Below are 23514 nucleotides of genomic sequence, written 5' to 3' on the forward strand. Positions count from 1 at the left end.
CATTGCGCAGGAATGGAAATCAGTGACCAGGGCTGGCGGCAAATTCAATCGGGGTCAATCGGCCAAGGCCGGCCTGGCGTCGGCGGCGGTTCAGGACGTTCTTCTGCAGCAGGGAAAAGAAGCTCTCCATGGCTGCGTTGTCACCGGGCTTGGGTGGCCAGACGTGATTCCATCCGTGAGTCGATGCTGTAGCCATCAATCCGGAGAGCGACCGGTTCCCGGTCCGCTGGGCTCAGTTGACCCGTGTACAGCAGCCCTTTGAGTCCGATGATCGGCCCGTGCGCGTTGTAGACCGTCTCTCTGGATGGCGACCACGGGGTAGCCATTCGTCATTGAGTTTGCCGATGTGATCGTTGGCGTGGCCCGCCGGCTTGAGCTTGGTGGTGTGCACCATCAGTGTGATGAGGAACTGATGGGTGCGCGGCACCCCGCCGAAGTCTTGGCGGGCTCGCAGGGTGCCGCGCTGTAGTGCACGGAGGCACCGATGGTGACGGTAGAGGCTGATCTGGTCTGCGTCGAGTCCCGGTTGGCGGCGGGCCAGCTCAGGTGCCCGGCGTGTTCACAGGGTGTGCTGGGCGGCTGGGGATTCGCCCGCACTCGCCGTGTCGTCGGTCTGGCTGGTGTGGTTCGGCCGCGGCGGGCGCGGTGCCGGTCCTGTCTGGTGACGCATGTGTTGCTACCGGTCACAGTGTTGTTGCGCAGGGGTTATGCGGCGCAGGTGGTTTGGGAGTCATTGTGGCTGCGCGGCCGCGGGTGGGGGCATCGGCGGATCGCTGAGCAGTTGCGGGTTCCGCCGACCACGGTGCGTGGGTGGCTGCGCCGGGCCGGCGGCCGGCGGGAGGCGATCCGGGCGCGGTTCATTCAGATGGCGGTGCTCGTCGGGATCGACGTGAGGATCCCCGAGGGGCAAGGCTGCGGCTGGGGTGACGTGGTGGCCGCGGTCGAGGCCGCAGTGGCGGCGATCGGGCAGCGGTTCGGGCCGGCGGGGTTGGTAGGCGCGGTGACGCCGGCACAGGTGCTGGTCGCGGTCACCGGTGGCCGACTACTGGCACCGCAGTGGCCGACGACGCGGTCGCCGCGCGTTCGCAACACCAATTGCCCCTGATGCGCCACGTGGGAATCGGTGATCCTCGCGAAGGCACCTGCCCGACAAACGGTTTCGGACGGGGCCATCGACTGTGTGAGGAGAGACGGTGTCGTTGGAAGAACACAAGCGTCGCGAACGGGCCCAGGCGATCGGCTTGTTCCGGTATCAGCTGATCTGCCCTGCCCTGGAGGCGGGGTTGTCGACCAAGCAGCGCGGCCGGCTGGTCCGTGAGATCGCCGAGCGCACCCATGTCGACCCGTTCGGCACCCGGGTGCAGATCGCACGGGCGACCCTGGACCGCTGGATCCGCCGTTATCGGGCCGGCGGGTTCGAGGCGCTGGTGCCCGAACCGCGCAGGTTGGCCACCCGCACCGATGTCGGGGTGCTCGAGCTGGCTGCCTCGCTGAAGCGGGAGAACCCCTCGCGCACCGCCGCGCAGGTGGCCCGGATCCTGCGCACCGCGACCGGGTGGGCACCCTCGGAATCGACGTTGTTGCGCCATTTCCACCGCTGCGAGCTGATGGGCCCGGCCGCCGGTGGCACCGGCGAGGTGTTCGGCCGGTTCGAGGCCGCTGACCCCAACGAGCTGTGGGTCGGTGACGCTCTGCACGGCCCCCGGGTGGGGGACCGCAAAACCTACCTGTTCGCCTTCCTCGATGACCATTCCCGGCTGGTGGTCGGGCACCGGTTCGGGTTCGCCGAAGACACCGTGCGCCTGGCCGCCGCCCTCAAACCCGCCCTGGCAGCCCGCGGCGTGCCCGCCTCGGTCTACGTCGACAACGGATCGGCGTTCGTCGACGCCTGGCTGCTGCGGGCATGCGCCACACTCGGGATCCGGCTGGTGCATTCGGCACCCGGCCGGCCGCAAGGACGGGGCAAGATCGAACGATTTCTCCGGACTGTGCGGGAGCAATTCCTCGTCGAGGTCACCGACACCAGCGTCGAGGACCTCGCTGCGGCCGGGGTCGACCACACCGGCGCGTTATTGGAACTCAACCGGCTGTTCATGGCGTGGGTCGAGACCGAATACCACCGCCGGCCCCATACCGAGACCGGGCAATCCCCACTGCACCGGTGGGAAACCGGCTGGGACCGGCTCGGCGGACTACCGGCGTTGCCGACGGCGGCGGATCTGACCGAAGCGTTCCTGTGGTCGGAGTTTCGGGTGGTGACCAAGACCGCCACCGTTTCCCTGCACGCCAACACCTACCGGGTCGATCCCGCCCTGGCCGGGCGTCGCGTCGAGCTGGTGTTCTCCCCATTCGACCTGGAAACCATCGAGGTCCGCCATGGCGCTCGCAGTTTCGGTGCTGCGGTGCCGCACACCATCACCCGCCATGCCCATCCGAAAGCCCGACCCGAGACCGCCGAGACTCCACCGGCACCGACGGGGATCGATTACCTGGCGTTGACCGCCGCGGCCCACCACGACCAGCTCCGCGAGGATGAACGCATCGGTTACCACGCCCTCTACGGAACCGACCCCGACGACGAGCAGGTCGCCCAGCAGCTCTCCATCACCGACCTCGGCTCGGTCAGTGGCGACTTCAAGGACGGGGTGTCAGCGTGAGTATTCAACGGCTGCAATCACATTGGGGTTTCACCCGGATGCCGTTCGGACGTGACCTGGCCCCCTCGATGCTGCACCGCCACACCGGCCACAGCGAAGCCATCGCCCGGATCGGCTGGTGTGTGGACCAATGCGCCATCGGGGTCATCACCGGCGAAGTCGGCGCCGGTAAAACCGTCGCGATCCGCGCGGCAGCCACCTCCCTGGATCCGGCGCGGCACGTCATCATCTACCTGGCCAACCCCACCATCGGGGTGCGCGGCATGCTCACCCACATCGTGGCCACCCTCGGGCACACCCCGGCGTTTCACACCGCCCGCCTGGCTCCCCAGGCCGCCGACGCTCTGGCCGCCGAGCACGCCGAACGCGGCCGCAACCCCGTGCTCGTCGTCGACGAGGCCCACCTGCTCGACAACCATCAACTCGAAGCGATCCGCCTCTTGACTAACCACGACATGGACTCCGGATCCCCGTTCGCCGTCGTGCTCGTCGGGCAACCCACCCTGAGGGGCCCGACAAAATTCGGACAGTGAATTTCTTGGTTTCCTTACGCCGCGCTCTCGCGAGCGAACCATTCCGATTCTAGCTCATTGGGTGTTCGATATCCAATCGCGGAGTGGAGGCGGATTTGATTGTATCGAAGTTCGATGTACCCCGTGATGTCCTTCCGCGCGTGTTCTCGCGTCGGGTATTGGGTACGGTAGACCCGTTCATTTTTCAGTGTGCCGTTGAACGACTCGGCCCATGCATTGTCGTAACAAATACCCGTCCGCCCGACAGATCGGAGCACTCCCAGTTCCTTGGCCACGTTGGCGAATTCTGCGGAAAGATACTGCGCCCCGCGGTCGGAATGAAACACCGTCACTCCAGGGGTGAATTCGGTATTGCGGGCCGCCATGCGCAGCGCGTCGGCGACCAGCTCGGTGCGCATATGGTCGGCCATCGCGTAGCCGAGGACCTTCTTCGAGAAGCAGTCGAGCACGGTGGCCAGGTACAGCCATCCTTCCCAGGTCCGGATGTAGGTGATGTCGCCGACGAGTTTGAGCCCGGGCGCGGTGGCGGTGAAATCCCGAGCCACCCGGTCGGGTAGGTCGCCGGCATCGCCGGCGATCGTGGTGACCGGGCGGAACGGGCGTGGTTGGCAGGCCACCAGGCCCAGTTCGACCATGATCGAGCGGACCGTCTCGGGGTCGACGACGGTGCCCCAGCGGGCCAACTGGGCATGGACACGGCGGTAGCCGTAGGTGCCATCGGAGTGGGTGAACGCGAACTGGACTTCAGCGGCCAGTGCCTCCCGGCGCAGGGCCCGGTCTGACGGTTCGCGGTCGCGCCAGTCGTAGTAGCCCGAGCGTGACACTCGCGCCCACTGGCACATCGAGCTGATCGGATAGTTGCCTTCTTCGCCAGCGATGAACGCGTATTTGGCGCTCACCGGAACTTCTTCGCGAAGAAGGCCACCGATTTTCCCAGAAATTCATTCTCCATCCGGAGTTCTCGAACTTCGCGTTCCAACTCCTTCAGCCGCGCTCGCTCCGGAATCGACAATTCCTGCTCCACCGCGGGGTGGGTCGCGCGATATTTCTTCACCCAGTTCCCCAACGTCTGCTCCACGATCCCCAACTGACGCGCCACATCCGCGATCGGCCGGGAAGAGTCGATCACCTCTTTGACCGCCGCCTCCCGAAACTCAGGCGTGTACCGTGTATTCTTCTGAGCCACAACAACTCCATTTCAGTAAACCCCAATCCTACTTTGGGTCCACTGTCCGAGAAACTCCCGGCACCTCAGTCCTCAATGCGCTGCTTGCCCACCGGGCCGTAGCGGGGGTCGATTTCGCCGGAGTCCTCGGCGACGGCCCACGAGTGGATGACGCCCCGCGGCAGTAGCGCTTTGCGTAGCAGTGGCGCCTCCGACTCGGTGGGGTAGTCCTCGTGTTCGGGTTCCTCTTCGGCGTTGAGGTGGTACAGGTTGCCGTAGAACTCGTCGAAGCCGTGGGCGGTGGGCAGGTACTTGTTGAGATCGCCGAGGTGGTTTTTGCCGAATTGCCCCGTGGCGTAGCCGAGCGGTTTGAGCAACTCCGCGATGGTCGGGTCTTCGGCGTGCAGTCCGACGTCGACGCCAGGCATACCGACCTTGCTCATCCCGGTGCGGTAAACACTTTGGCCGGTGATGAACGAAGCACGTCCCGCCGTGCAGCTCTGTTCGCCGTAGGAGTCGGTGAAAAGCATTCCCTCGGTGGCGATCCGATCGATGTTGGGGGTGGTGTAGCCCATCATCCCGCGGCTGTAGCAGCTCAGGTTCGAGATGCGCCGGCACGCATTCACCCAAAAGGGGTGATTGCGGTCGGGCCGGAAGCTTCCGATAATCACGGCCGTGATCAACCACTGCGCCCTGCGTCGGCGAGATCCCTCCCTGATGCCTTTGTCGCGCTCGCAGACGGGGAGTGCGCCCAGCACGTCGGTCAGTGCCGTCGCGTCATGATCAACCCCGTGCGGGCCGTGGCCGGGCTGGGGCGCCCCCAGGTCGGTGACGTGGTGGCAGGCCTGGCCAACGGCCTGTTCTCTGTGCCCGGGGGGATGGCTTACGCCAACGTTGGCGGCTTCAACCCAGTCGCTGGCCTGTATTCCGGCATGGTCAGCACCATTGTGGGCTCGGCACTGAGCCGAACGGTGCTGATGGTCACCACAGTGACCAGCGCCCTAGCGCTGTCGTCACGCAGCGTTCTCACCGATGCCGGCCTGGATCACACCGATCCGGCGAACGTTGCGGCGTTGGCGATCGTCGTCGGTGCGGTGATGCTGGTGTTCGGCGCGCTGAAGTTCGGCGCGATTATGGACTTTGTCTCCAACGCGGTGATGACGGGGTTCACTGCTGGCATCGCCGTGCAGATTCTCGCCGGGGCGATCGGCGATGCGACCGGCTACCGGCCGCACAGCCACAACACGATTGGGCGGTTCGTCGAAGCGCTCGGCCAGCTCCACCAATGGGTGCTGGACACATCGAGCAGACCGAAACGCTCGCCGCGCCTTCGGAGAAGCTGATCGCGGTGATCAGCGATCCGGCCACCTGGGGTGACTGGTTCACCATCCACGAGCGCTGGATGGAGGAGCCGCCGACGACGCTGACCCGCGGCGCCAAACTCGTCGCGAAGATCTTCATGCTCGGCATGGCGAACAAGATCGACTGGGTTGTCGAGGAGATCGCCGACGACAGGCTCGTGCTCTCCGGCGCCGGAATGGCCGGGGTGAAGGTGGCCTTCTCCTTCGTCCTGACGCCCAATGGCGAGGGCGCCGACGTCGCCGTGGCCGGTGACTTCGAGGGCGCGCTGATCAAGGGCGCACTCGGCAAGGCCGTCGAGAGGGACGGCGCCAAGCAGATCCAGGCGTCGCTGAACAAGCTCGCCGAGCTGGCCGCCGGGGCCTGAGATGGGAGACAGGCACGAATTCGACCGGGAGGGCCTGGGCCTGTGGTCGGACGAGGAACGCTTCGAGGTGACCCGCGAGCGCCTCGCCGAGTACGCCGCGGCCACCAACGACCCGATTCCTGCGCATCTGGCCGGTGACGTCGGTTCTCCGGTGTTCGCGATCGTGCCGGTGTTCGACGCGCTGATGGCGCCCGCCGTCGACGTGGTGCCGATGGAGATCTTCGGTCGAATAACCCACGGGGAGAAGGACTTTCACTTCCACCGTCCGATCAGTCCGGGTGACAAGCTGGTCTCCCGCGGCCGGGTGATCGGCTGGGAGACCAAGTCCACCGGCGCGCTGGTCCACATTCACCTGACCTGCCACGACGAGGTCTCCGGTGATCTCGTCAACGAGCAGTACCTGTCCGGCTTCTTCCGCGGCGTGGACGCCGGAGAGAAGGTCGGCTACGCGATTCCGGTGATCGCGCCGCACGCCGAGGTCAAGGGTGCGACGCCGACGGCCACGGCCACGGCCAAGGCCCACGTCGACGACGACCAGACCTTCCGCTACGCCCCGGCGTCCGGCGATCCGGTGCCGCTGCACCTCGACGACGACTTCGCCAAATCGGCCGGGCTGCCGGGCATCATCGCGCACGGGTTGTGCACCATGGCGATGGCGGGCTGGGGCATCCTCGCCGAGGTCGCGGATTCCGACGTGGCGCGGGTCAAGCGCCTGGCGGTTCGGTTCTCGAAGTTCGTCTTCCCGGGAGACGACCTGGAGACCCGGATCTGGATGGCGGGAACCGCCGACGGCGTCACCACCTACGCGTTCGAGACCATCCGTGGTGAGGATGTGGTGCTGAGCAACGGGATCGCCGAGATCGCCGACTGATCTGGTTTCACACCGCTGGCACTCGAAAGTGTCAGCGGTGCAATAGTTCTCAAATCGAAGGAGTAAGGCATGGGCGCCTTGGAAGGACGCGTTGCCGTCATCACCGGCGCGGGTCGCGGCATCGGCCGTGAGCACACGCTGCTGTTCGCCCGTGAAGGCGCCGCCGTGGTGGTCAACGACCTGGGTGGCAGCAACAGCGGTGACGGCACGGACATCACCCCCGCGCAGGAGACCGTCGACGACATCGTCTCCGCCGGTGGGCGCGCGGTGGTGAACACCGAGAACATCGCGACCTGGGCGGGGGCCGAGGGACTGGAAAACCGAGTCGAAGGCGGGCCGCCGGCCCAAAGGCGCCATCGTCAACACGGCGTCGGCGTCAGGGGTGACCGTTCCCAACGCGGGGCAGTCCAACTACGGCGCCGCGAAGGCCGCAATCGCGGCCCTCACCCTGGTCGCCGCCGATGAGTTGCAGCGCTACGGGGTGCGGGCCAACGCGATCGCCCCGATCGCCCGCACCCGGCTGACGTTGGCCACGCCCGGCATGGGCGCATTGATGGCCGCCGAGGCTGCCGACGCTGAGGCCGAGGGCAGCTTCGACGCCTTCAGCCCGGCGAACTGGCCGGCTGGCACGACGTCAAAACCATTGAGACCGAAGAAGACTGGGCGATCGACGACATCGCCGCCCGGCTGCCCTGACACGGAGGAGACTGGCCATGTTCGAATGGTCCGAGACCGATGAGATGATCCGCGAGTCCGTTCGCACCTTCATCGACCGGGAGATTCGTCCCAACATCGACGATCTGGAGCACGGCGATCTGCCGCCGTACGGCATCATGCGCAAACTCTTCAGTGAGTTCGGAATTGACGTGATGCTCGGTGAGCAGGTCGAGAAGATGCTGGCCAAGCAGCAAGCGAAGGCCGACCGCATCGCCGCCGGCGAGCCCGAGCCCGAGAAGAAGAAGCGCGATGGCAAGTCCGGCGGCGGTCCGTTCGGGGCGCAGGGCTCCCTAGCCGCGGTTCTGGTCAGCGAATTGGCCGGGGTCAGCCTCGGCAGCGTCGCGGCGGTGGGCGTCAGCCTCGGCCTCGGCGCGGCGACCATCGCCTCGCGCGGCACCCTGGCACAGAAGCGGCGTTGGCTCAAGGACATCGTCACGCTCGACAAGATCGCCGCCTGGGCGATCACCGAGCCGGACTCCGGTTCGGACGCGTTCGGCGGCACGAAGACCTACGTCCGCCGCGACGGTGAGGACTACATCCTCAACGGCCAGAAGACGTTCATCACCAACGGGCCGTACGCGGACCTGATCGTCGTCTACGCCAAGCTCGACGCGGGCGACCAGGTGGACAAGCGGGACCGCAAGGTGCTGACCTTCGTCCTGGACAAGGGCATGGAGGGCCTGACCCAGGGCAGGTCGTTCAAAAAGATGGGCATGCATTCCTCGCCCACCGGTGAGCTGTTCTTCGACAACATCCGGCTTTCGCCCGACCGGCTGCTCGGTGAGACCGAGCAGCACAAAGGTGGGGATGGCCGGGAGAGCGCCCGGTCGAGCTTCACCACCGAGCGGATCGGATGCGCCATCCTGTCCTTGGGGATCATCAACGAGTGCCATCGACTGTGCGTGGAATATGCGAAGTCCCGCACATTGTGGGGCCAGGAGATCGCCACGTTCCAGCTGATTCAGCTGAAGCTGGCCGAGATGGAGATCGCACGGCTCAACGTGCAGAACATGGTGTTCAACGCGTTGGAGGCGATGGCGGCGGGCAAGACACCATCGCTGGCGGAGGCCTCAGCGATGAAGCTTTATTCCACCAAGGCCGCCACCGACGTGGCGATGGAAGCGGTGCAGCTGTTCGGCGGGAACGGCTATATGGACGAGTACCGCGTGGAGCAACTCGCCCGTGACGCCAAGTCGCTGATGATCTACGCCGGAAGCAACGAGATCCAGGTGACACACGTGGCCAAGGGGCTGCTCGCGGGCTGAATCTTGAGAAAGTGAGACCCAGGCTCGCACCGATACGGGGGGAAAGGAACGAGACTGGGCTTCCCTCAGCGTACCGGGCCGGCAATTCGGCCGCCACAGCCGGCGATGCCGCCACTTTGCGCGACGACGTAGAGGCGGTCGGTTGCGTTCGCGCGCCGGGTCACGCGCACTGGATCAGGCGCGCTGGAAGCGCAGGGTCACGATCTTGAACGGCCGCAGCGTCAGCCGCACATCGCCGGCCTCGCGAACATCCTCGATCGGGCGTTCCAAGAGATCGGTCAGCACGACGCCGCGATGGTCGAAGTTCGCGGTGATCGTCGCCTCCGCGCGGCCACCGCGGGACTCGTACAGTCGCACCACCACGTCCCCGCTGCCGTCCTGGGCCAGCTTGACCGCCTCGACGACGACGGCCGGATCATCCACGCGGACTAGCGGTTCCACAGCTGCGACAGACCCGCCGACGACGCGAGGCGGAAGGTTGCGTCGGTAACCCTCTTCGACGGCGTCGCCGATGCCGGCGCCCGGGCGGACCGAGAACCGCAGAAGGTGTCGGCCCTGGTCGGCGTGCGGGTCGGGGTAGCGCGGCGCGCGCAGCAGCGACATCCGCACCAGGGTTCCGGATCCGTCGGGCCGGGCGGTGATGTCGTGGCCGTAGGTGGAGTCGTTGGCGACCGCGACCCCGTAGTCGGGTTCGCCCACGTGCACCCAGCGGTGCGCGCAGATCTCGAACTTCGCCGCGTCCCAGCTGGTGTTGGCGTGGGTGGGCCGGAACACGTGGCCGAATTGGATCTCCGAGGCGCTGCGGTCGGCCCGCACATCGAACGGGAACGCCAGTTTCAGCAGTTTCTGGGTCTCGTGCCAGTCGATGTCCAACTCGATGTCCAGCGCCGGTGAGCCGGCACGCAGCGAAATGCGCTGCACCACGGTGGAACCGCCAAAGCAACGCCGGATCTCGACGGCGTCGTCGACGACGCCGACCGACTCCGCTTCCCGCAGCTCGGTGACGTTGCGGCGGTAGAACTCGTCGATGTCCCAGGCTTCCCAATGGTTCGGGATGTCGCGGTGTAGCTGCAGCAGATTGCCGGGTGCGGCCATCGCCTCGCGGCCCGACGCCGCGTCCTCCAGGGACACCAGTAGACCCTCGGCGTCGATCCGCGCCGCGATCACGCCGTTGTTCAGCAGGAACCCATCGGAGTCGGGTGTCGGCGCGACCGGCGCGGCGGGCTGGCCGGTCACCGCGCCCATGCCGGGCACACCGTCACGCGGGTGCGGCGCGGCATTGAACACCAGGGCTTGGGATCCTGGGCCTGCCAACGCCCGGGTGGCGTCGTCGATGATCCCCTCCAGCCGCCGGGCGATAGCGGCGTAATTGCGCTCGGCGTCGCGGTGCACCCAGGCGATGGAACTGCCCGGCAGGATGTCGTGGAACTGCTGCAGCAGAACCAGCCGCCAGATCTGCTCCAATTCGGCTGCCGGATAGTCGAATCCGGCGCGCACCGCGGCGGTGGCGGACCACAGTTCCGCCTCCCGCAGCAGCGCTTCACTGCGGCGGTTACCCTGCTTGGTGTTCGCCTGCGAGGTGTAGGTCCCGCGGTGGTATTCCAGGTACAGCTCCCCGGACCAGCGTGGCGGGCTCGGGTACTCGGCGCGGGCGCGGGCGAAGAACTCCGACGGCGCGTCCACCCGCACCGTCGGGGATCCTTCCAGCGACGCGGTGCGAGCGGCCGCGGCCAGCATCTCGCGGGTCGGCCCACCGCCGCCGTCGCCCCAGCCGAACGGGACCAGCGAGCTGTTGGCCGCCCCGGACTCCCGGTAATTGCGTTGCGCCCGAGCCAGCTCCGCGCCGGACAGGCTCGAGTTGTAGGTGTCCACCGGCGGGAAGTGGGTGAACACCCCGGTGCCGTCGATGCCTTCCCAGACGAACGTCGAGTGCGGCATCCGGTTGGTCTGGTTCCAGGACAGCTTCTGGGTGAGGAAGTATTCGGCGCCCGCGGCGGTGACGATCTGCGGCATCGCGGCGGAATAGCCGAAGGAGTCGGGCAGCCACACCTCGGTGGTGTCGACGCCGAACTCGTTGAGGAAGAACTGTTTGCCTGCCACGAACTGCCGGGCCATCGCCTCCCCGCCGGGCATGTTGGTGTCGGCCTCCACCCACATGCCGCCCACCGGAACGAACCGGCCGTCGGCTACCTTCTCGGCGATGCGGGCGAACAGATCCGGGTGATTCTCCTTGACCCAGGCGAACTGTTGCGCCGAGGAACACGCGAAGACGAACTCCGGGTCGCGGTCCATCAGGTCGATGACATTGGCGAAGGTGCGGGCGCATTTGCGGGCCGTCTCACGGACCGGCCACAGCCATGCCGAATCGATATGCGCGTGGCCCACCGCGGTGATCCGATGCGCGCTGGCATACGCTGGGCGGGACAGGCAGTCGGCGAGCGCGGCGCGCCCGGCCGCAGCGGTGCCGGCGATGTCGTCGGGGTCGACGATGTCCAGCATCCGCTCCAGCGCCCGCAGGATGTCGTGCCGCCGCGGCAGGTCGAACGGCAGTTCACGCATCAACCCGCTGAGCGTCCAGATGTCCTGTTGCAGCTCCCACACGTCCACCTCGCGTTGCGCCAACTCGATGTGGCCCAGCCGGTACAGCGGGTCCGTGCCGGCGGTGCCGGGATCGCCCAGCGGCGTGGGGGAGACGAAGTCCCCACCCAGATCGGGGTTTGCCGCCGCCTCGACGTAGAAGTCGACCGGCTCACCGGGAGCCACCGGCACATAGGCGTTGAACGGCGAGATGCCCTTCACCGGAGTGCCGTCCGGCCGGTAGACGAGCCCTTCGGCGTTGAATCCCGGACCGCCGGTGAAGCCCAGCTCCACCCGCAGTTCCGTCGCTTTTCCGGCCTGGTCGGACCACTGGGCCGGCGCGGCGCCCGTCACGTGCAGCCACAGCGTCGACCACGGGGCGCCCCACGGATCGCCCTCGGCGATCGGGGCGAACTCTTGTGCCACCGCCTCGGCGAACGGCACGGGTTCGCCCGGCGCCGCCCAGGCGCGCACCTCGACCGGCGCGGTGGCGCCGTAGACCGCGCCGGCCAGAAAGTGATTCACAAACCGGTCGAGGCGCTCCTCGGTCAACCGCCGATCGTCGTGCATGGCGCCGACCTTACGGCCGCGCCGCTCGGTAGGGTGCATCTTGATGACCGACCAGGAGACGATGTTGGACCCGCTGGCCACCCGGCTGCTCGACGCGCAGGTGCGGTTCGCCCTGGACCAGCTGCGCGGCGAGAACTACCACGCCCTGGTGATCGACGAGGTCGACCACGCGCTGTCCAACGCCTCCACGGTCACCCTGAACGACGCCGTCACGCCGAAGATGATCAAGGACACCGCGGCCAAGTACGCGGCGCAGATGCCCGTGGAGGGCGCGATCCTGGAACTCGCCGGGGAGATCGCCGCCCAGTTGCACCAGATCACCGCGACCTCCGAGACCTCCGTCGGCGAATTGCTGGACGTCGCCCGCTTCGCGGAGCTGTCCGCCGCGGTCGCCGACACCGCGCTCGTCACCCGGTTGCTCGAACAGGTGCTGGACAGCGCCGAGTTCGCCGAACTGTGCGCCTCGCTGATCCGGCACACCATCACCGACGGCGCCGACGAGGCCCGTCGGTCGGTGGCTGAAAGCCGGGTGGGCCGGCTGCTGGCCCCGCTGGGGCTGCCGTTCGCCGGGGCGGGGGACCGCCTTGAGCGCAGCGCCGACCGACTGTCCCGGGTCGGCGCCCGGTTCGTGCTCAACCGGATCAGCGCCGACACCGAACTGCTCGCCGAGATCGCCAATGACCTGTGGCGGCGCAACCAGGACACCCCGGTGTCGGTGGTGGCCTCGGTGCTGACCGAACGCGACGTCGACGACCTGATCGTCGTCGTCTTCGAGTTCTGGCGGTCGTTCCGGCACAGCGACTACTTCCGCTCGCTGCTCGACGGTGCCATCGACCAGCTTTTCGCCAAGTACGGCGATGTCAGCCTCTACGAGCTGCTCGCCGAGGTCGGCGTCGGCCGCGAGGACATGATCGAGGAAGCCCTGCGGTTCGGCCCGCCGGTGCTGGCCATGCTCGACGAACGCGGCCACCTCGAGGAGTTGCTGCGCCGGCGGTTGCTGCCGTTCTACGTCTCCGAGGAGTTCCGGGCCGCCGTCGCCGGGTGACGCCGGTTCCGGGCCAGCAGCGAGAACAGGCCGAACGCGATTCCGAAGGTCACCACCGCGCCGAGCAGACCGGCGATTCCGCTCGTGCCGTCATTGCCCAGGAGGGTGTAGTCGGCCAGCGGTGAGGCCGCCAACTGGTGCTCGGTCGCGTGCTGCGCGATGCAGTCGCCGGTGAGCTCGGTCGCCCCGTCGACCTCCGTCACTTCGCAGCCCCGCAGGGTCGCCGAATCCAGGCCGTCGGGGTGCGGGCTGGCCAGATACGACACCCCGCCGGCGATCAGCAGGATCGCCGCGACGAACCCGACCCAGAACCGCGTGCCCTTCACGCGGGCACCGCCTGGCGGGAACCGGCGGGTCCGGTCAGGAAGATCAGGTCCGGCCGGGTCCGGGCCACCGTCATCACCGTCAGCGCGGTGATGACGCCCTCGCCGACGCCGATCAGCAGGTGTGTGCCGAGCAGGTACCCGGCCAGATCGGCCGGCGACGCGTCCCCGGCGCCACCGATCGCGTACTCGATGACCACGCCCATCGACGCGCAGACCGTCCCGATCGCCGCGGCGACGAAGGCCACCGCGCCGAGCCTGCCGACACTGCGCCCGGCGTCGAATCGGCGGGCCAGCAGCACCGCCGCGCCGTACCCGGCCGCCACCCCGATGACCGCCATATTGACGATATTGGCCCCCAGCGCGGTCAGCCCGCCGTCGGCGAACAGCACGCTCTGCACGGTCAGCACCACGCTGACGCACAGCACGGCCGTGTAGGGGCCGACCAGGATCGCGGCCAGCGTGCCGCCGAGCAGGTGCCCGCTGACACCCGGCAGGATCGGGAAGTTCACCATCTGGGTGGCGAAGATGAACGCGGTGACCAGCGCGGCCAGCCCCGCGGGTGTGACACGTCGGGCCTTTTCCGCGCTCGTTCCCCGCTCGTCGAACTCGGCGGTCCGTTCGGTGAGCTCCGCGCGGGCCCGCACGGCGCTGAATCCGATTGCCAACAGCGCGATCACACCGAACAACGCGCAGGTGGGGGAATTGACGATGCCATTGCCCATGTGCATCGCGACGGTTGACTCGACCATTCCGAAAAGCCTAGGACGATCGCGTGAGGCTGTCTATCGGAGTGGCGGATTCGATGGCTGCGCGGGCAATCGGTCGCCCTGCCAGGTCGACAGCACCCCGCCGTGCGCCAGCGTCAGCGCCATCCCCAACGGCGCCTCGGCGACATCGGGGTAGCCGAACTCGCTGATCAGCGCCCGGGGCGAGCCGAGCGCGTCGTCGGCGATCGAACCGGCGCCGAGTTCCACCCGGTGCCGCAGCAACGGCCCGTCGTCGAGGTCGGCGGTCAGCGAACCGCTGAAGAACCCGTCGCGCTCGCCGGTCCGGCCGATCTGCACCCGTTCGCGCAGCGCGATCCGGGCCCCGTCGGCCAGCCGCACCCGGATGTCGCTGAAGTGCCGGGAGTCGGCCGCGACGATCGTCGGCTCCGGATCCAGATTCAGATCGCCGGCCACCTCCAGGTCGAAGCGGGTGTGCGAATCCCGGCTGTGCCGGCCCGGCAGCGTCACCGCCGCCGCGACGCTGCGGATCCGCAGCAGCGCGCCGGGCTCGACCACCACCCGGATGCGGGTGTGGTCCCCGCCCAGCGGTGTCGCGGCGGCCGAAACCAGGTGCAGCGTGTCGGATGCGGTGTGGCGCACCGCAATCGCGCCGCTCGCCTCGATCCGCGGGTAGCGGCCCGGGGCGGCGACGATCAGGACCTGCGAGCGCATCAGGAACGCAGATGCCCGCGAATCCAGGAGAGCACCGGCGCCGCGGAGGGGTCCTCGGTCAGGGACAGGAACACCGCCGGACGGCCGTCGCGGACCGCCGCGGCGTCGCGACGCATCACTTCGAGGTCGGCGCCCACCATCGGCGCGAGGTCGGTCTTGTTGATCACCAGCAGATCCGAATACGTCACCCCGGGCCCGCCCTTGCGCGGCACCTTGTCGCCGCCGGCCACGTCGATGACGAAGATCTGGACGTCCACCAGCCCGGAGGAGAACATCGCGGTCAGATTGTCGCCGCCGGACTCCACCAGGATCAACTCCAGCGGCGGATTCGCGGCGATCAGATCGTCGATGGCGTCCAGGTTGGCGGTGATGTCGTCGCGGATCGCGGTGTGCGGGCAGCCGCCGGTCTGCACCGCGGTGATCCGCTCGTCGGGCAGCACCGCGTGCCGGCGCAGGAAATCGGCGTCCTCGGTGGTGTAGATGTCATTGGTCAGCACCGCCAGCGAGGTGTCCTCGCGCAGCTCGCGGCACAGCGCCGCCACCAGCGCGGTCTTGCCGGAGCCGACCGGGCCGCCGATCCCGACGCGCAGCGCCTCGCCGGGTTTGCGCTCCCGCTTGGGGTGATGCACGTGGGCGGCGCCGTCGGGCAGGAAATGCGGTGGCATGGTCGGCCTTTCAGGATGCGAACAGTGGACGGTCACGCCAGGTGTGCTGCTCGGCGAGCACATCCAGCAGCGGGTCGGACAGGTCGGTCAACTCGGCGGCGGCCATCGCGGCGGTCTCCTCGCACAGCCCCGCCAACTCGAACGTCAGCGCGGCGACGTCGGCGGGGTCCAGCGCGAGCAGGCGCTGCGCGGCGGTGGCCACCCCGGTCATCGTGGTGTACACCACCGAGACCGCGGTCTGCGTCGCGCTCAGGCCGGATAGCATGCCGGCCACACCGGCCGCGACCGGCAGATGCGGCGTGCGGCCGAGGGTGTCCCACGCCTCGGCGTCGGGCCAGACCCGGCGGGCCAATCGGGTCAACCCGCGGCCCTGGGCGCGGGAGGCCGCCCGGGCGGCCGGTGAGGGCGTGCGGGCGTCGGTCTCCCGGTCGGCGGCCACCGGCGCCAAACGGCCGTCGGTGACCGCGGCCGCGATCGACGCGGTCACCAGCCCGCAGCTGCGGATCCGCCGCCGCAGATAGGCGCGTAGCGTGTCGACGTCGTAGACCAGGCCGGCGGTGACCGCTTCCTCGGCCCCGCCGGAATGCACGTGCCCGCCGGCCGGCAGCCGGGAATCGGCCAGCACCAGCAGCGACACCAGCGACATCAGGACACCCGCGCCATCAGAACAAGAAATACCGTTGCGCCATCGGCAATTCCGCCGCCGGCTGCTCGGCCCACACCTCGCCGTCGACCCGCACCGTGAAGGTGTCCGGGTCCACCTCGATATGCGGCAGCGCGTCGTTGTGCGGCATATCGGCCTTGCCGACGCCGCGCACATCGGTCACCGCGGCGAGACGCCGGTTGACCGCCAGCCGGTCGGCCAGCCCGTCCTCCAGGGCCTGCGGCGCCACGAAGTGCAGTGAGGTGGCCGCCGCGGCGGCCGGAGCGGCGCCGAACATCGGCCGGGGCAGCACCGGCTGCGGGGTGGGGATGGAGGCGTTGGCGTCGCCCATCGCCGCCCAGGCGATCATGCCGCCCTTGAGCACCGCGTGCGGGCGCACCCCGAAGAACGCCGGCTCCCACAGCACCAGATCCGCCAGCTTGCCGACCTCGATCGATCCGATCTCGGTATCCAGGCCGTGCGCGATGGCCGGGCAGATCGTGTACTTGGCGACATAGCGCCGGGCCCGCAGATTGTCGGCGGCGCCGTCCCCGGGCAGCGCGCCGCGACGGCGTTTCATCACGTGCGCGGTCTGCCAGGTGCGCAGCACCACCTCGCCGATCCGGCCCATCGCCTGCGCGTCGCTGCCGATCATCGAGATCGCGCCGATGTCGTGCAGCAGGTCCTCGGCGGCAATGGTGGACGGCCGGATCCGGCTCTCGGCGAACGCCAGATCCTCGGGCACCGCCGGGTTGAGGTGGTGGCACACCATCAGCATGTCGAGGTGTTCGTCGAGGGTGTTCACGGTGTGCGGCCGAGTCGGGTTGGTGGAACTGGGCAGCACATTCGGATGCCCGGCCACAGTGATGATGTCCGGCGCGTGCCCGCCGCCGGCGCCCTCGGTGTGATACGCGTGGATCCCGCGGCCCTTGATGGCGGCCAAGGTGTCCTCGACGAAACCCGCCTCATTGAGGGTGTCCGAATGCAGCGCGACCTGCACGCCGGAGGCGTCGGCCACGGTGAGGCAGGCGTCGATCGCCGCGGGAGTGGCCCCCCAATCCTCGTGGATCTTGAAACCCGATGCGCCGCCGCGCAATTGCTCCCACATCGCTTCGGCGCCGACGGTGTTCCCCTTGCCCAGCAGCGCGATGTTCATCGGCCAGCCGTCGAGGGCCTCCAGCATCCGGGCCAGGTGCCACGCGCCGGGGGTGACCGTGGTGGCCTTGGATCCTTCGGCGGGCCCGGTCCCGCCACCGATCAGCGTGGTGATGCCGCCGGCCAGCGCGGTCTCCATGATCTGCGGACAGATGAAATGCACGTGGCAGTCGATGCCGCCGGCCGTGACGATCCGCCCGCCGCCGGCGATGATCTCCGTCGACGGCCCGACGACGAGGTCCGGGTGCACCCCGTCCATGATCTCGGGATTGCCGGCCTTGCCGATCCCGACGATCCGGCCGTCGCGAATCCCGATATCGGCCTTGATGATTCCCCAGTGATCGAGAATCACCACGCCGGTGATGACGGTGTCCGGCGCCCCGTCGGCGCGGCTGGCCCGGGACTGACCCATCGACTCGCGCAGCACCTTGCCGCCGCCGAACACGGCCTCGTCGCCGGCGAGTCCGGGCCCGCCGCTGCGGTCTTCGGTGATCTCGATCAGCAGATCGGTGTCGGCCAACCGGATCCGGTCACCGGCCGTCGGCCCGAACAGCGCGGCGTAGTGCGCGCGGGACAGCGAGGTCATGAGCGCTCGTCCAACTTATGGGGCGGGGTCAGGCTGATGCCGTGCACCTCGCGGCTGCCGCCCAGCGGCACCAGCGAAACCTGCTGGGCCACGGCGGGTTCAAACCGCACCGCGGTTCCCGCGGGAATGTCCAGGCGGCGCCCGTAGGCGGCGACACGGTCGAACTCCAGCGCCGCGTTGGCCTGGGTGATGTGCACGTGGCTGCCCACCTGCACCGGCCGATCACCGGTGTTGACGATCTCCAGCACCAGCCGCGGCGCGCCCTCGTTGAGCTCGATCTCCCCGGGGGCGAACAGGATCTCGCCGGGGATCGTCATTTGATCGGGTGGTGGACGGTGACGAGTTTCGTCCCGTCCGGGAACGTCGCCTCCACCTGGACGTCGTGCAGCATCTCCGGCACCCCTTCCATCACATCGTCGGCGGTCAGCACCTCGCGCCCGCTGCTCATCAGCTCCGCGACCGTGCGGCCGTCCCGGGCCCCCTCCAGCAGGTGGTCGGTGATCACCGCGACGGCCTCCGGGTGATTGAGCCGCAGACCACGGGCTCGGCGGCGCCTGGCCAGTTCCGCGGCGTAGGAAACCAACAGACGCTCCTGCTCATGCGGAGTCAGACGCATGGCGAGGATCTTGCCACGGCCGGAACCGGGGTGCGCGGCATGCGCTTGGGAGTGCGCGGACAGACCTAACCCGGCCGTAACTTGAAGTCACCTGGCTGAAACCGGACCGTCCTTAGCGTGGGGAGCGATCACCGCCCCACCGAAAGGCTTTCGATGCCCGGACACATTCGTTTCTCCCGTTCCCTGCTGGCCGCGGGCGCAGTCGCCGCCACCGCGTCACTGGTCCTCGCCGGATGCGGCAGCCGCGCCGGCGACGAGGAGTCCGGCGCCGCCGCGTCCTGCGTCGACACCTCCGGCCCGAGCGTCAAAGTCGGCTCGCTGAACTCGCTTTCGGGCACGATGGCGATCTCCGAGGTGACCGTCCGCGACGCCATCAAGCTGGCCGTCGAGGAGATCAACGCCGACGGCGGCGTGCTCGGCAAGCAGATCCAGCTGGTTGGCGAGGACGGCGCGTCCGACCCGGCGGTGTTCGCCCAGAAAGCCGAGAAGCTGATCCAGGACGACTGCGTCGCCGCGGTGTTCGGCGGCTGGACGTCCTCGAGCCGCAAGGCCATGCTGCCGGTGTTCGAGAGCAACAACTCGCTGCTGTATTACCCGGTGCAGTACGAAGGACTGGAGTCCAGCCCGAACATCTTCTACACCGGCGCGACCACCAACCAGCAGATCGTCCCCGCCCTGGACTACCTGAAGGAGAAGGGCGTCACCTCGCTGTACCTGGTGGGCAGCGACTACGTCTTCCCGCAGACCGCCAACCGGATCATCAAGGCCTACGCCGAGGCCAATGGCATCGAGATCAAGGGCGAGGACTACACCCCGCTGGGCTCCACCGACTTCTCCACCATCGTGAACAAGGTGCGCGCCTCGGGGGCCGGCGCGGTGTTCAACACCCTCAATGGCGACTCCAATGTGGCGTTCTTCAAGGAGTACACCAACGTCGGGCTGAACCCGCAGACCATGCCAGTGCTGTCGGTGTCGATCGCCGAGGAAGAGGTCAAGGGCATCGGCGCGCAGAACATCGACGGCCAGCTGACCGCGTGGAACTACTACCAGACCGTCGAGAACCCGGAGAATGAGAAGTTCGTCGCCGCGTTCAAACAGAAATACGGCGCCGACCGCGTCACCTCCGACCCGATGGAAGCGGCCTACGTCTCGGTCTACCTGTGGCGCAACACCGTTGAGAAGGCGCAGGACTTCGGCACGGCCGCGGTCCAGGAGGCCGCCGACGGCGTCACTTTCGCCGCCCCGGAGGGCGAGGTCAAGATCGACGGCGAGAACAACCACATCTACAAGACCGCGCGGATCGGTGAGATCCACCCCGACGGCCTGATCTACACGGTGTGGCAGTCCCCGGAGTCGATCAAGCCGGATCCATTCCTCAAGGGCTACCCGTGGGCTGCCGGCCTGTCCGGCTGAGGCGGGCATGGACGCGCTGATCGGCCAGCTGGCAACGGGATTGAGCCTCGGCTCCATCCTGTTGCTGGCGGCCCTGGGCCTCGCGCTGACCTTCGGTCAGATGGGCGTCATCAATATGGCGCACGGCGAATTCATCATGGCCGGCTGCTACACGGCCTTCCTCACCCAGCAGATCATCTCCAACGCCGGCGCCTCGCTGCTGATCTCACTGGTGCTCGGATTCATCGTCGGCGGGCTGCTGGGGGTGCTTCTGGAGACGACGTTGATCCAGCGGATGTACCACCGGCCGCTGGACACCCTGCTGGTCACCTTCGGGGTCGGGCTGATCCTGCAGCAGGTGGCCCGGGACATCTTCGGCGCTCCCGCGGTGAACGTGACCGCGCCGTCGTGGCTGTCCGGCGGGGTGGAGATCCTCGGCGCGGTGGTGCCCAAGACCCGGATCTTCATCCTGGTGCTCGCGCTGGTCTGTGTGACGGTGCTGGCGCTGGTGCTCAAGGCCAGTCCGATGGGCCGCCGGATCCGGGCCGTGGTGGCCAACCGGGACCTCGCCGAAACCAGCGGCATCTCGTCCCGGCGCACCGACCTGACCACCTTCTTCATCGGCTCCGGGCTGGCCGGCGTGGCCGGGGTCGCGCTGACATTGATCGGATCCACCAGCCCCACCACCGGACAGAGCTATCTGATCGACGCGTTCCTGGTCGTGGTGGTCGGCGGTCTCGGCCAGATCAAGGGCACTGTCATCGCAGCGTTCGGCCTCGGCCTGCTGAACTCCTTCATCGAGTACAGCACCACCGCGTCGCTGGCCAAGGTCATCGTGTTCGTGATCATCGTGATCTTCCTGCAGGTCCGCCCACAGGGATTGTTCACCGTCCGGACGAGGAGCCTGGTATGACGATCCCGGTACGAGAAATGCTCGGACGCTGGCAGACCTGGGCCGGATTCGCCGTCGCCGCGGTGCTGTTGTTCGGCGTCGCCCCGGCCGCGCTGTCCACCTTCCGGCTTGGTTTGCTCGGCCAGTACCTGTGCTTCGCCATCGTCGCCGCCGGCATCGGATTGGCCTGGGGCAGAGGCGGAATGCTCACCCTCGGCCAGGGCGTGTTCTTCGGCCTCGGCGCATACATGATGGGCATGCACCTCAAGATCGCCGACGCCGCGCACGCCAAGGCGTCGGTGCCCGACTTCATGCAGACCGCGGGCATCGCCACCCTGCCGGGCTACTGGCAACCCTTCGAATCCGCGGCCTTCACTCTCGCCGCCATCGTCGTCATCCCGGTCGGCGTGGCCGTGCTGCTGGGACTCGGGGTGTTCAAACGCCGGGTCAAAGGCGCCTACTTCGCGATCCTGTCCCAGGCGCTGGCCGCGGCGCTGGCGATCTTGCTGGTCGGTCAGTCCACCCTCGGTGGCAGCAACGGGCTCAACGGGTTTCGCACCTTCTTCGGGTTCCGGCTTTCGGATCCGGTGAACCGCCAGATGCTGTACTTCATCGCCGCCGCCACCCTGTTGATCGTGGTCGCGGTGGTCCGCCAGCTCATGCACAGCCGCTACGGCGAACTGCTGGTCGCGGTGCGCGACGGCGAGGAGCGGGTGCGGTTCCTCGGCTACGACCCGGCCAATATCAAGGTCGTCGCCTACACCGCCGCGGCGCTGTTCGCCAGCATCGCCGGCGCGCTGTTCGCGCCGATCATCGGCTTCATCACCCCTGCGCAGGTCGGCGTGGCGCCGTCCATCGCCTTCCTGATCGGGGTCGCGATCGGTGGGCGCACCACCCTGCTGGGCCCGGTGCTCGGCGCGATCGGAGTCGCCTGGGCGCAGACCACCTTCTCCGAGCGGTTCCCGTCGGAGTGGATCTACGCCCAGGGCCTGCTGTTCATCGTGGTGGTCGGGTTCTTCCCGGCCGGGCTGGCCGGCCTGGGGGCGCTGGCGCGCCGACTCCGGTCGCCCGAGAAGGCGGAGGTGTCCCGATGACCGAGAAGACCAGCACCGGGCCGGTCGCAGGCGGCAACGTCGGCATGGGCACTGAGTACCTCGAAGTTCGCGGCCTCAGTGTGGAATTCGACGGGTTCAAAGCCGTGCGGGAGGTAGACCTGACCCTCTTCCAGGGCGACCTGCGATTCTTGATCGGCCCCAACGGCGCCGGCAAGACCACGGTGATCGACGCGATCACCGGACTGGTGTCGGCCACCGGATCGGTGAACAAATCCGGTGTCGAACTGCTGGGCAAGAAGACCCACCAGATCGCCCGCCTCGGGGTGGGCCGGACCTTCCAGACCGCGTCGGTGTTCGAACAGCTCACCGTGCTGCAGAACCTCGACATCGCCGCCGGCGCCGGCCGATCCTGGCGCACCCTGCTGCGGCGCCGGCACACCGTCGAACCGGCCATCGAGGAGGCGCTGGAGACCATCGGTCTGAGTTCGCTGGCCGGGCAACCGGCGGGCGTGCTCGCGCACGGCCAGAAGCAGTGGCTGGAAATCGGCATGCTGCTGGTGCAGAACGCCGACGTGCTGCTGCTCGACGAGCCCGTCGCCGGGATGAGCCACGAGGAACGCGAAGAGACCGGAAACCTGTTGCGGCGCATCGGCGCCGAACGCACCGTCGTGGTCGTCGAGCACGATATGGACTTCATGCGCGCGTTCGCCACCTCGGTGACGGTGCTGGCCCGCGGGCAGATGATCGCCGAGGGCTCCGTCGCCGAGGTGCAGGCCAATCCGAAGGTGCAGGAGGTGTATCTCGGGTCCGCGGCCGCCGGCGTCGAGGACGTGCCGGAGGCGATGATCGAGGAGAAGCCCTGATGCTGGAGATGATCGACGTGCGCAGCGGGTACGGCCGCTCCGAAGTGATCCACGGAGTGTCCATCGAGGTGCCCACCGACGGCGTCGCGGCGGTGATGGGACACAACGGCGCGGGTAAGACCACGCTGCTGCGGGCCGCCGTCGGGCTGCTGAAAACCACCTCCGGCGCCGTGCGTTTCGACGGCGAGGACATCACCCGACTGCGGCCCAGCGCCCGGGTGGCACGAGGATTGGCTTACGTGCCGCAGGGCCAGCAGTCCTTCGGCCAACTCACCACCGCGGAGAACCTGCAGGTGGTGGCCGACGGACGGCCGAACGGCAAGGCGCTGATCGACGAACAACTCGACCTGTTCCCGGCCCTGAAGGAACTGCTGACCCGGCGCGCCGGCCTGCTCTCCGGTGGGCAGCGGCAACAGCTGGCGATCGCCCGGGCGCTGATCACCGGACCGAAGTGCCTGATCCTCGACGAGCCCACCGAAGGCATCCAGCCGTCGGTGGTCGCCGAGATCGAGGCCGCCATCACCGCGCTCACCCGCCGCGGTGACCTGGGGGTGCTGCTGGTCGAGCAGCACATCGGGTTCGCGCTGGAAGCCGCGCAGACCTACTACATCCTGGAGTCCGGCCGGCTGACCGCCTCCGGCGCCGGTGGCGTCGACTCCGCGGCGGATGTGCGCGCCGCGATGGCGATCTGAGGCCACCTGAAATTTCCCGCGGGCAATCAGCTCATATTGCCCGGGAAATAACGCGGAAACACCA

The 23514-nt window shown here is 68.1% G+C and carries 22 protein-coding genes and 3 pseudogenes; 14 read left to right on the top strand and 11 right to left on the bottom strand.

Features of this window, described 5'->3' with window-relative positions; genetic code table 11:
* Nucleotides 1-718: 718 nt before the first annotated feature.
* The 3 genes and pseudogenes from L2Z93_RS02770 to L2Z93_RS02780 form a co-directional block, all read left to right on the top strand.
* Nucleotides 719-1105, top strand: coding sequence for a hypothetical protein (locus L2Z93_RS02770; RefSeq protein WP_234786140.1), 387 nt, complete (start codon nt 719-721; stop codon nt 1103-1105).
* An 88-nt stretch (nt 1106-1193) separates the two neighbouring features.
* Nucleotides 1194-2657: a DDE-type integrase/transposase/recombinase gene (locus L2Z93_RS02775; RefSeq protein WP_090589027.1), complete on the top strand. Its 1464-nt coding sequence runs from the start codon at nt 1194-1196 to the stop codon at nt 2655-2657.
* A 38-nt stretch (nt 2658-2695) separates the two neighbouring features.
* A pseudogene (locus tag L2Z93_RS02780) lies at nt 2696-3184 on the top strand (ExeA family protein); the annotation flags it as partial.
* Between the two features lie 20 nt (nt 3185-3204).
* On the opposite strand, the gene L2Z93_RS02785 reads toward L2Z93_RS02780, so the two are convergent.
* Both L2Z93_RS02785 and L2Z93_RS02790 read right to left on the bottom strand, forming a co-directional pair.
* A protein-coding gene (locus tag L2Z93_RS02785) for an IS3 family transposase (RefSeq protein WP_409347462.1) occupies nt 3205-4376 on the bottom strand; the annotation gives its coding sequence in 2 pieces (ribosomal slippage) (nt 3205-4124 and nt 4124-4376; 1173 coding nt in all).
* A gap of 68 nt (nt 4377-4444) precedes the next feature.
* A pseudogene (locus L2Z93_RS02790) lies at nt 4445-4933 on the bottom strand (sulfatase-like hydrolase/transferase); the annotation flags it as partial.
* Nucleotides 4934-5134: 201 nt separating this feature from the next.
* On the opposite strand from L2Z93_RS02790, the gene L2Z93_RS02795 reads away from it, so the two are divergent.
* The 5 genes and pseudogenes from L2Z93_RS02795 (at nt 5135) to L2Z93_RS02815 (ending at nt 8934) form a co-directional block, all read left to right on the top strand.
* Entirely contained in the window at nt 5135-5698 is a 564-nt protein-coding gene (locus tag L2Z93_RS02795; protein ID WP_090589029.1) for a SulP family inorganic anion transporter, read from the top strand.
* Nucleotides 5641-6081: a type II toxin-antitoxin system Rv0910 family toxin gene (locus L2Z93_RS02800; RefSeq protein WP_090589030.1), complete on the top strand. Its 441-nt coding sequence runs from the start codon at nt 5641-5643 to the stop codon at nt 6079-6081. The genes L2Z93_RS02795 and L2Z93_RS02800 overlap by 58 nt, the downstream gene beginning before the upstream one ends.
* 1 nt (nt 6082) lies before the next feature.
* On the top strand, nt 6083-6952 hold the full coding sequence (locus L2Z93_RS02805; RefSeq protein ID WP_090589031.1) for a MaoC/PaaZ C-terminal domain-containing protein: 870 nt from the start codon (nt 6083-6085) through the stop codon (nt 6950-6952).
* Nucleotides 6953-7021: 69 nt separating this feature from the next.
* Nucleotides 7022-7648, top strand: a pseudogene (locus tag L2Z93_RS02810) (SDR family NAD(P)-dependent oxidoreductase).
* A gap of 17 nt (nt 7649-7665) precedes the next feature.
* On the top strand, nt 7666-8934 hold the full coding sequence (locus tag L2Z93_RS02815) for an acyl-CoA dehydrogenase family protein (RefSeq protein ID WP_090589032.1): 1269 nt from the start codon (nt 7666-7668) through the stop codon (nt 8932-8934).
* A 174-nt stretch (nt 8935-9108) separates the two neighbouring features.
* Here the strand turns inward: L2Z93_RS02815 and L2Z93_RS02820 are convergent, their stop codons facing one another.
* On the bottom strand, nt 9109-12081 hold the full coding sequence (locus tag L2Z93_RS02820; RefSeq protein ID WP_090589033.1) for an alpha-mannosidase: 2973 nt from the start codon (nt 12079-12081) through the stop codon (nt 9109-9111).
* 43 nt (nt 12082-12124) lie between these two features.
* On the opposite strand from L2Z93_RS02820, the gene L2Z93_RS02825 reads away from it, so the two are divergent.
* On the top strand, nt 12125-13126 hold the full coding sequence (locus tag L2Z93_RS02825; RefSeq protein ID WP_234786141.1) for a hypothetical protein: 1002 nt from the start codon (nt 12125-12127) through the stop codon (nt 13124-13126).
* Here L2Z93_RS02825 and L2Z93_RS02830 read toward each other — a convergent pair.
* The 8 genes from L2Z93_RS02830 to L2Z93_RS02865 are packed head-to-tail and all read right to left on the bottom strand — an operon-like array spanning nt 13087 to nt 18556.
* Nucleotides 13087-13452 (bottom strand): PDGLE domain-containing protein, encoded by a 366-nt coding sequence (locus tag L2Z93_RS02830; RefSeq protein WP_090589034.1) that lies wholly within the window; start codon nt 13450-13452, stop codon nt 13087-13089. The two genes, L2Z93_RS02825 and L2Z93_RS02830, sit on opposite strands and share 40 nt — an antisense overlap.
* Nucleotides 13449-14201 (bottom strand): energy-coupling factor ABC transporter permease, encoded by a 753-nt coding sequence (locus tag L2Z93_RS02835; protein WP_234786142.1) that lies wholly within the window; start codon nt 14199-14201, stop codon nt 13449-13451. Before L2Z93_RS02835 ends, L2Z93_RS02830 begins: the two co-directional genes overlap by 4 nt.
* A 33-nt stretch (nt 14202-14234) precedes the next feature.
* Nucleotides 14235-14891, bottom strand: a complete 657-nt coding sequence (locus L2Z93_RS02840; protein ID WP_090589035.1) for an urease accessory protein UreD — start codon at nt 14889-14891, stop codon at nt 14235-14237.
* Complete coding sequence (gene ureG, locus L2Z93_RS02845; RefSeq protein ID WP_090589036.1) at nt 14891-15556, bottom strand: urease accessory protein UreG; 666 nt, start codon at nt 15554-15556, stop codon at nt 14891-14893. The genes L2Z93_RS02840 and ureG overlap by 1 nt, the downstream gene beginning before the upstream one ends.
* Before the next feature lie 10 nt (nt 15557-15566).
* Complete coding sequence (locus L2Z93_RS02850; protein WP_162561914.1) at nt 15567-16202, bottom strand: urease accessory protein UreF; 636 nt, start codon at nt 16200-16202, stop codon at nt 15567-15569.
* A gap of 16 nt (nt 16203-16218) precedes the next feature.
* Entirely contained in the window at nt 16219-17940 is a 1722-nt protein-coding gene (locus L2Z93_RS02855) for an urease subunit alpha (protein WP_090589037.1), read from the bottom strand.
* Nucleotides 17937-18257, bottom strand: coding sequence for an urease subunit beta (locus L2Z93_RS02860; protein ID WP_090589038.1), 321 nt, complete (start codon nt 18255-18257; stop codon nt 17937-17939). Before L2Z93_RS02860 ends, L2Z93_RS02855 begins: the two co-directional genes overlap by 4 nt.
* Nucleotides 18254-18556: an urease subunit gamma gene (locus tag L2Z93_RS02865; RefSeq protein ID WP_090589039.1), complete on the bottom strand. Its 303-nt coding sequence runs from the start codon at nt 18554-18556 to the stop codon at nt 18254-18256. The genes L2Z93_RS02860 and L2Z93_RS02865 overlap by 4 nt, the downstream gene beginning before the upstream one ends.
* Before the next feature lie 153 nt (nt 18557-18709).
* On the opposite strand from L2Z93_RS02865, the gene urtA reads away from it, so the two are divergent.
* Genes urtA through urtE form a run of 5 tightly spaced genes read left to right on the top strand, consistent with a single transcriptional unit; the run spans nt 18710 to nt 23450 of the window.
* Entirely contained in the window at nt 18710-19969 is a 1260-nt protein-coding gene (gene urtA / locus L2Z93_RS02870; RefSeq protein ID WP_090589040.1) for an urea ABC transporter substrate-binding protein, read from the top strand.
* A 7-nt stretch (nt 19970-19976) separates the two neighbouring features.
* Nucleotides 19977-20861 carry an urea ABC transporter permease subunit UrtB gene (gene urtB, locus L2Z93_RS02875; protein WP_090589041.1) on the top strand — a complete coding sequence of 295 codons (885 nt, stop codon included), beginning with the start codon at nt 19977-19979 and terminating at the stop codon, nt 20859-20861.
* Entirely contained in the window at nt 20858-21934 is a 1077-nt protein-coding gene (gene urtC / locus L2Z93_RS02880; RefSeq protein ID WP_090589042.1) for an urea ABC transporter permease subunit UrtC, read from the top strand. Before urtB ends, urtC begins: the two co-directional genes overlap by 4 nt.
* A complete protein-coding gene (gene urtD / locus L2Z93_RS02885) occupies nt 21931-22758 on the top strand; it encodes an urea ABC transporter ATP-binding protein UrtD (protein ID WP_090589043.1) in 828 nt (275 codons plus the stop codon). The genes urtC and urtD overlap by 4 nt, the downstream gene beginning before the upstream one ends.
* Nucleotides 22758-23450 (top strand): urea ABC transporter ATP-binding subunit UrtE, encoded by a 693-nt coding sequence (urtE, locus tag L2Z93_RS02890; protein WP_090589044.1) that lies wholly within the window; start codon nt 22758-22760, stop codon nt 23448-23450. Before urtD ends, urtE begins: the two co-directional genes overlap by 1 nt.
* The last annotated feature ends 64 nt before the right edge of the window (nt 23451-23514 follow it).

This window comes from Mycolicibacterium brumae (assembly GCF_025215495.1).
GTDB lineage: Bacteria > Actinomycetota > Actinomycetes > Mycobacteriales > Mycobacteriaceae > Mycobacterium > Mycobacterium brumae.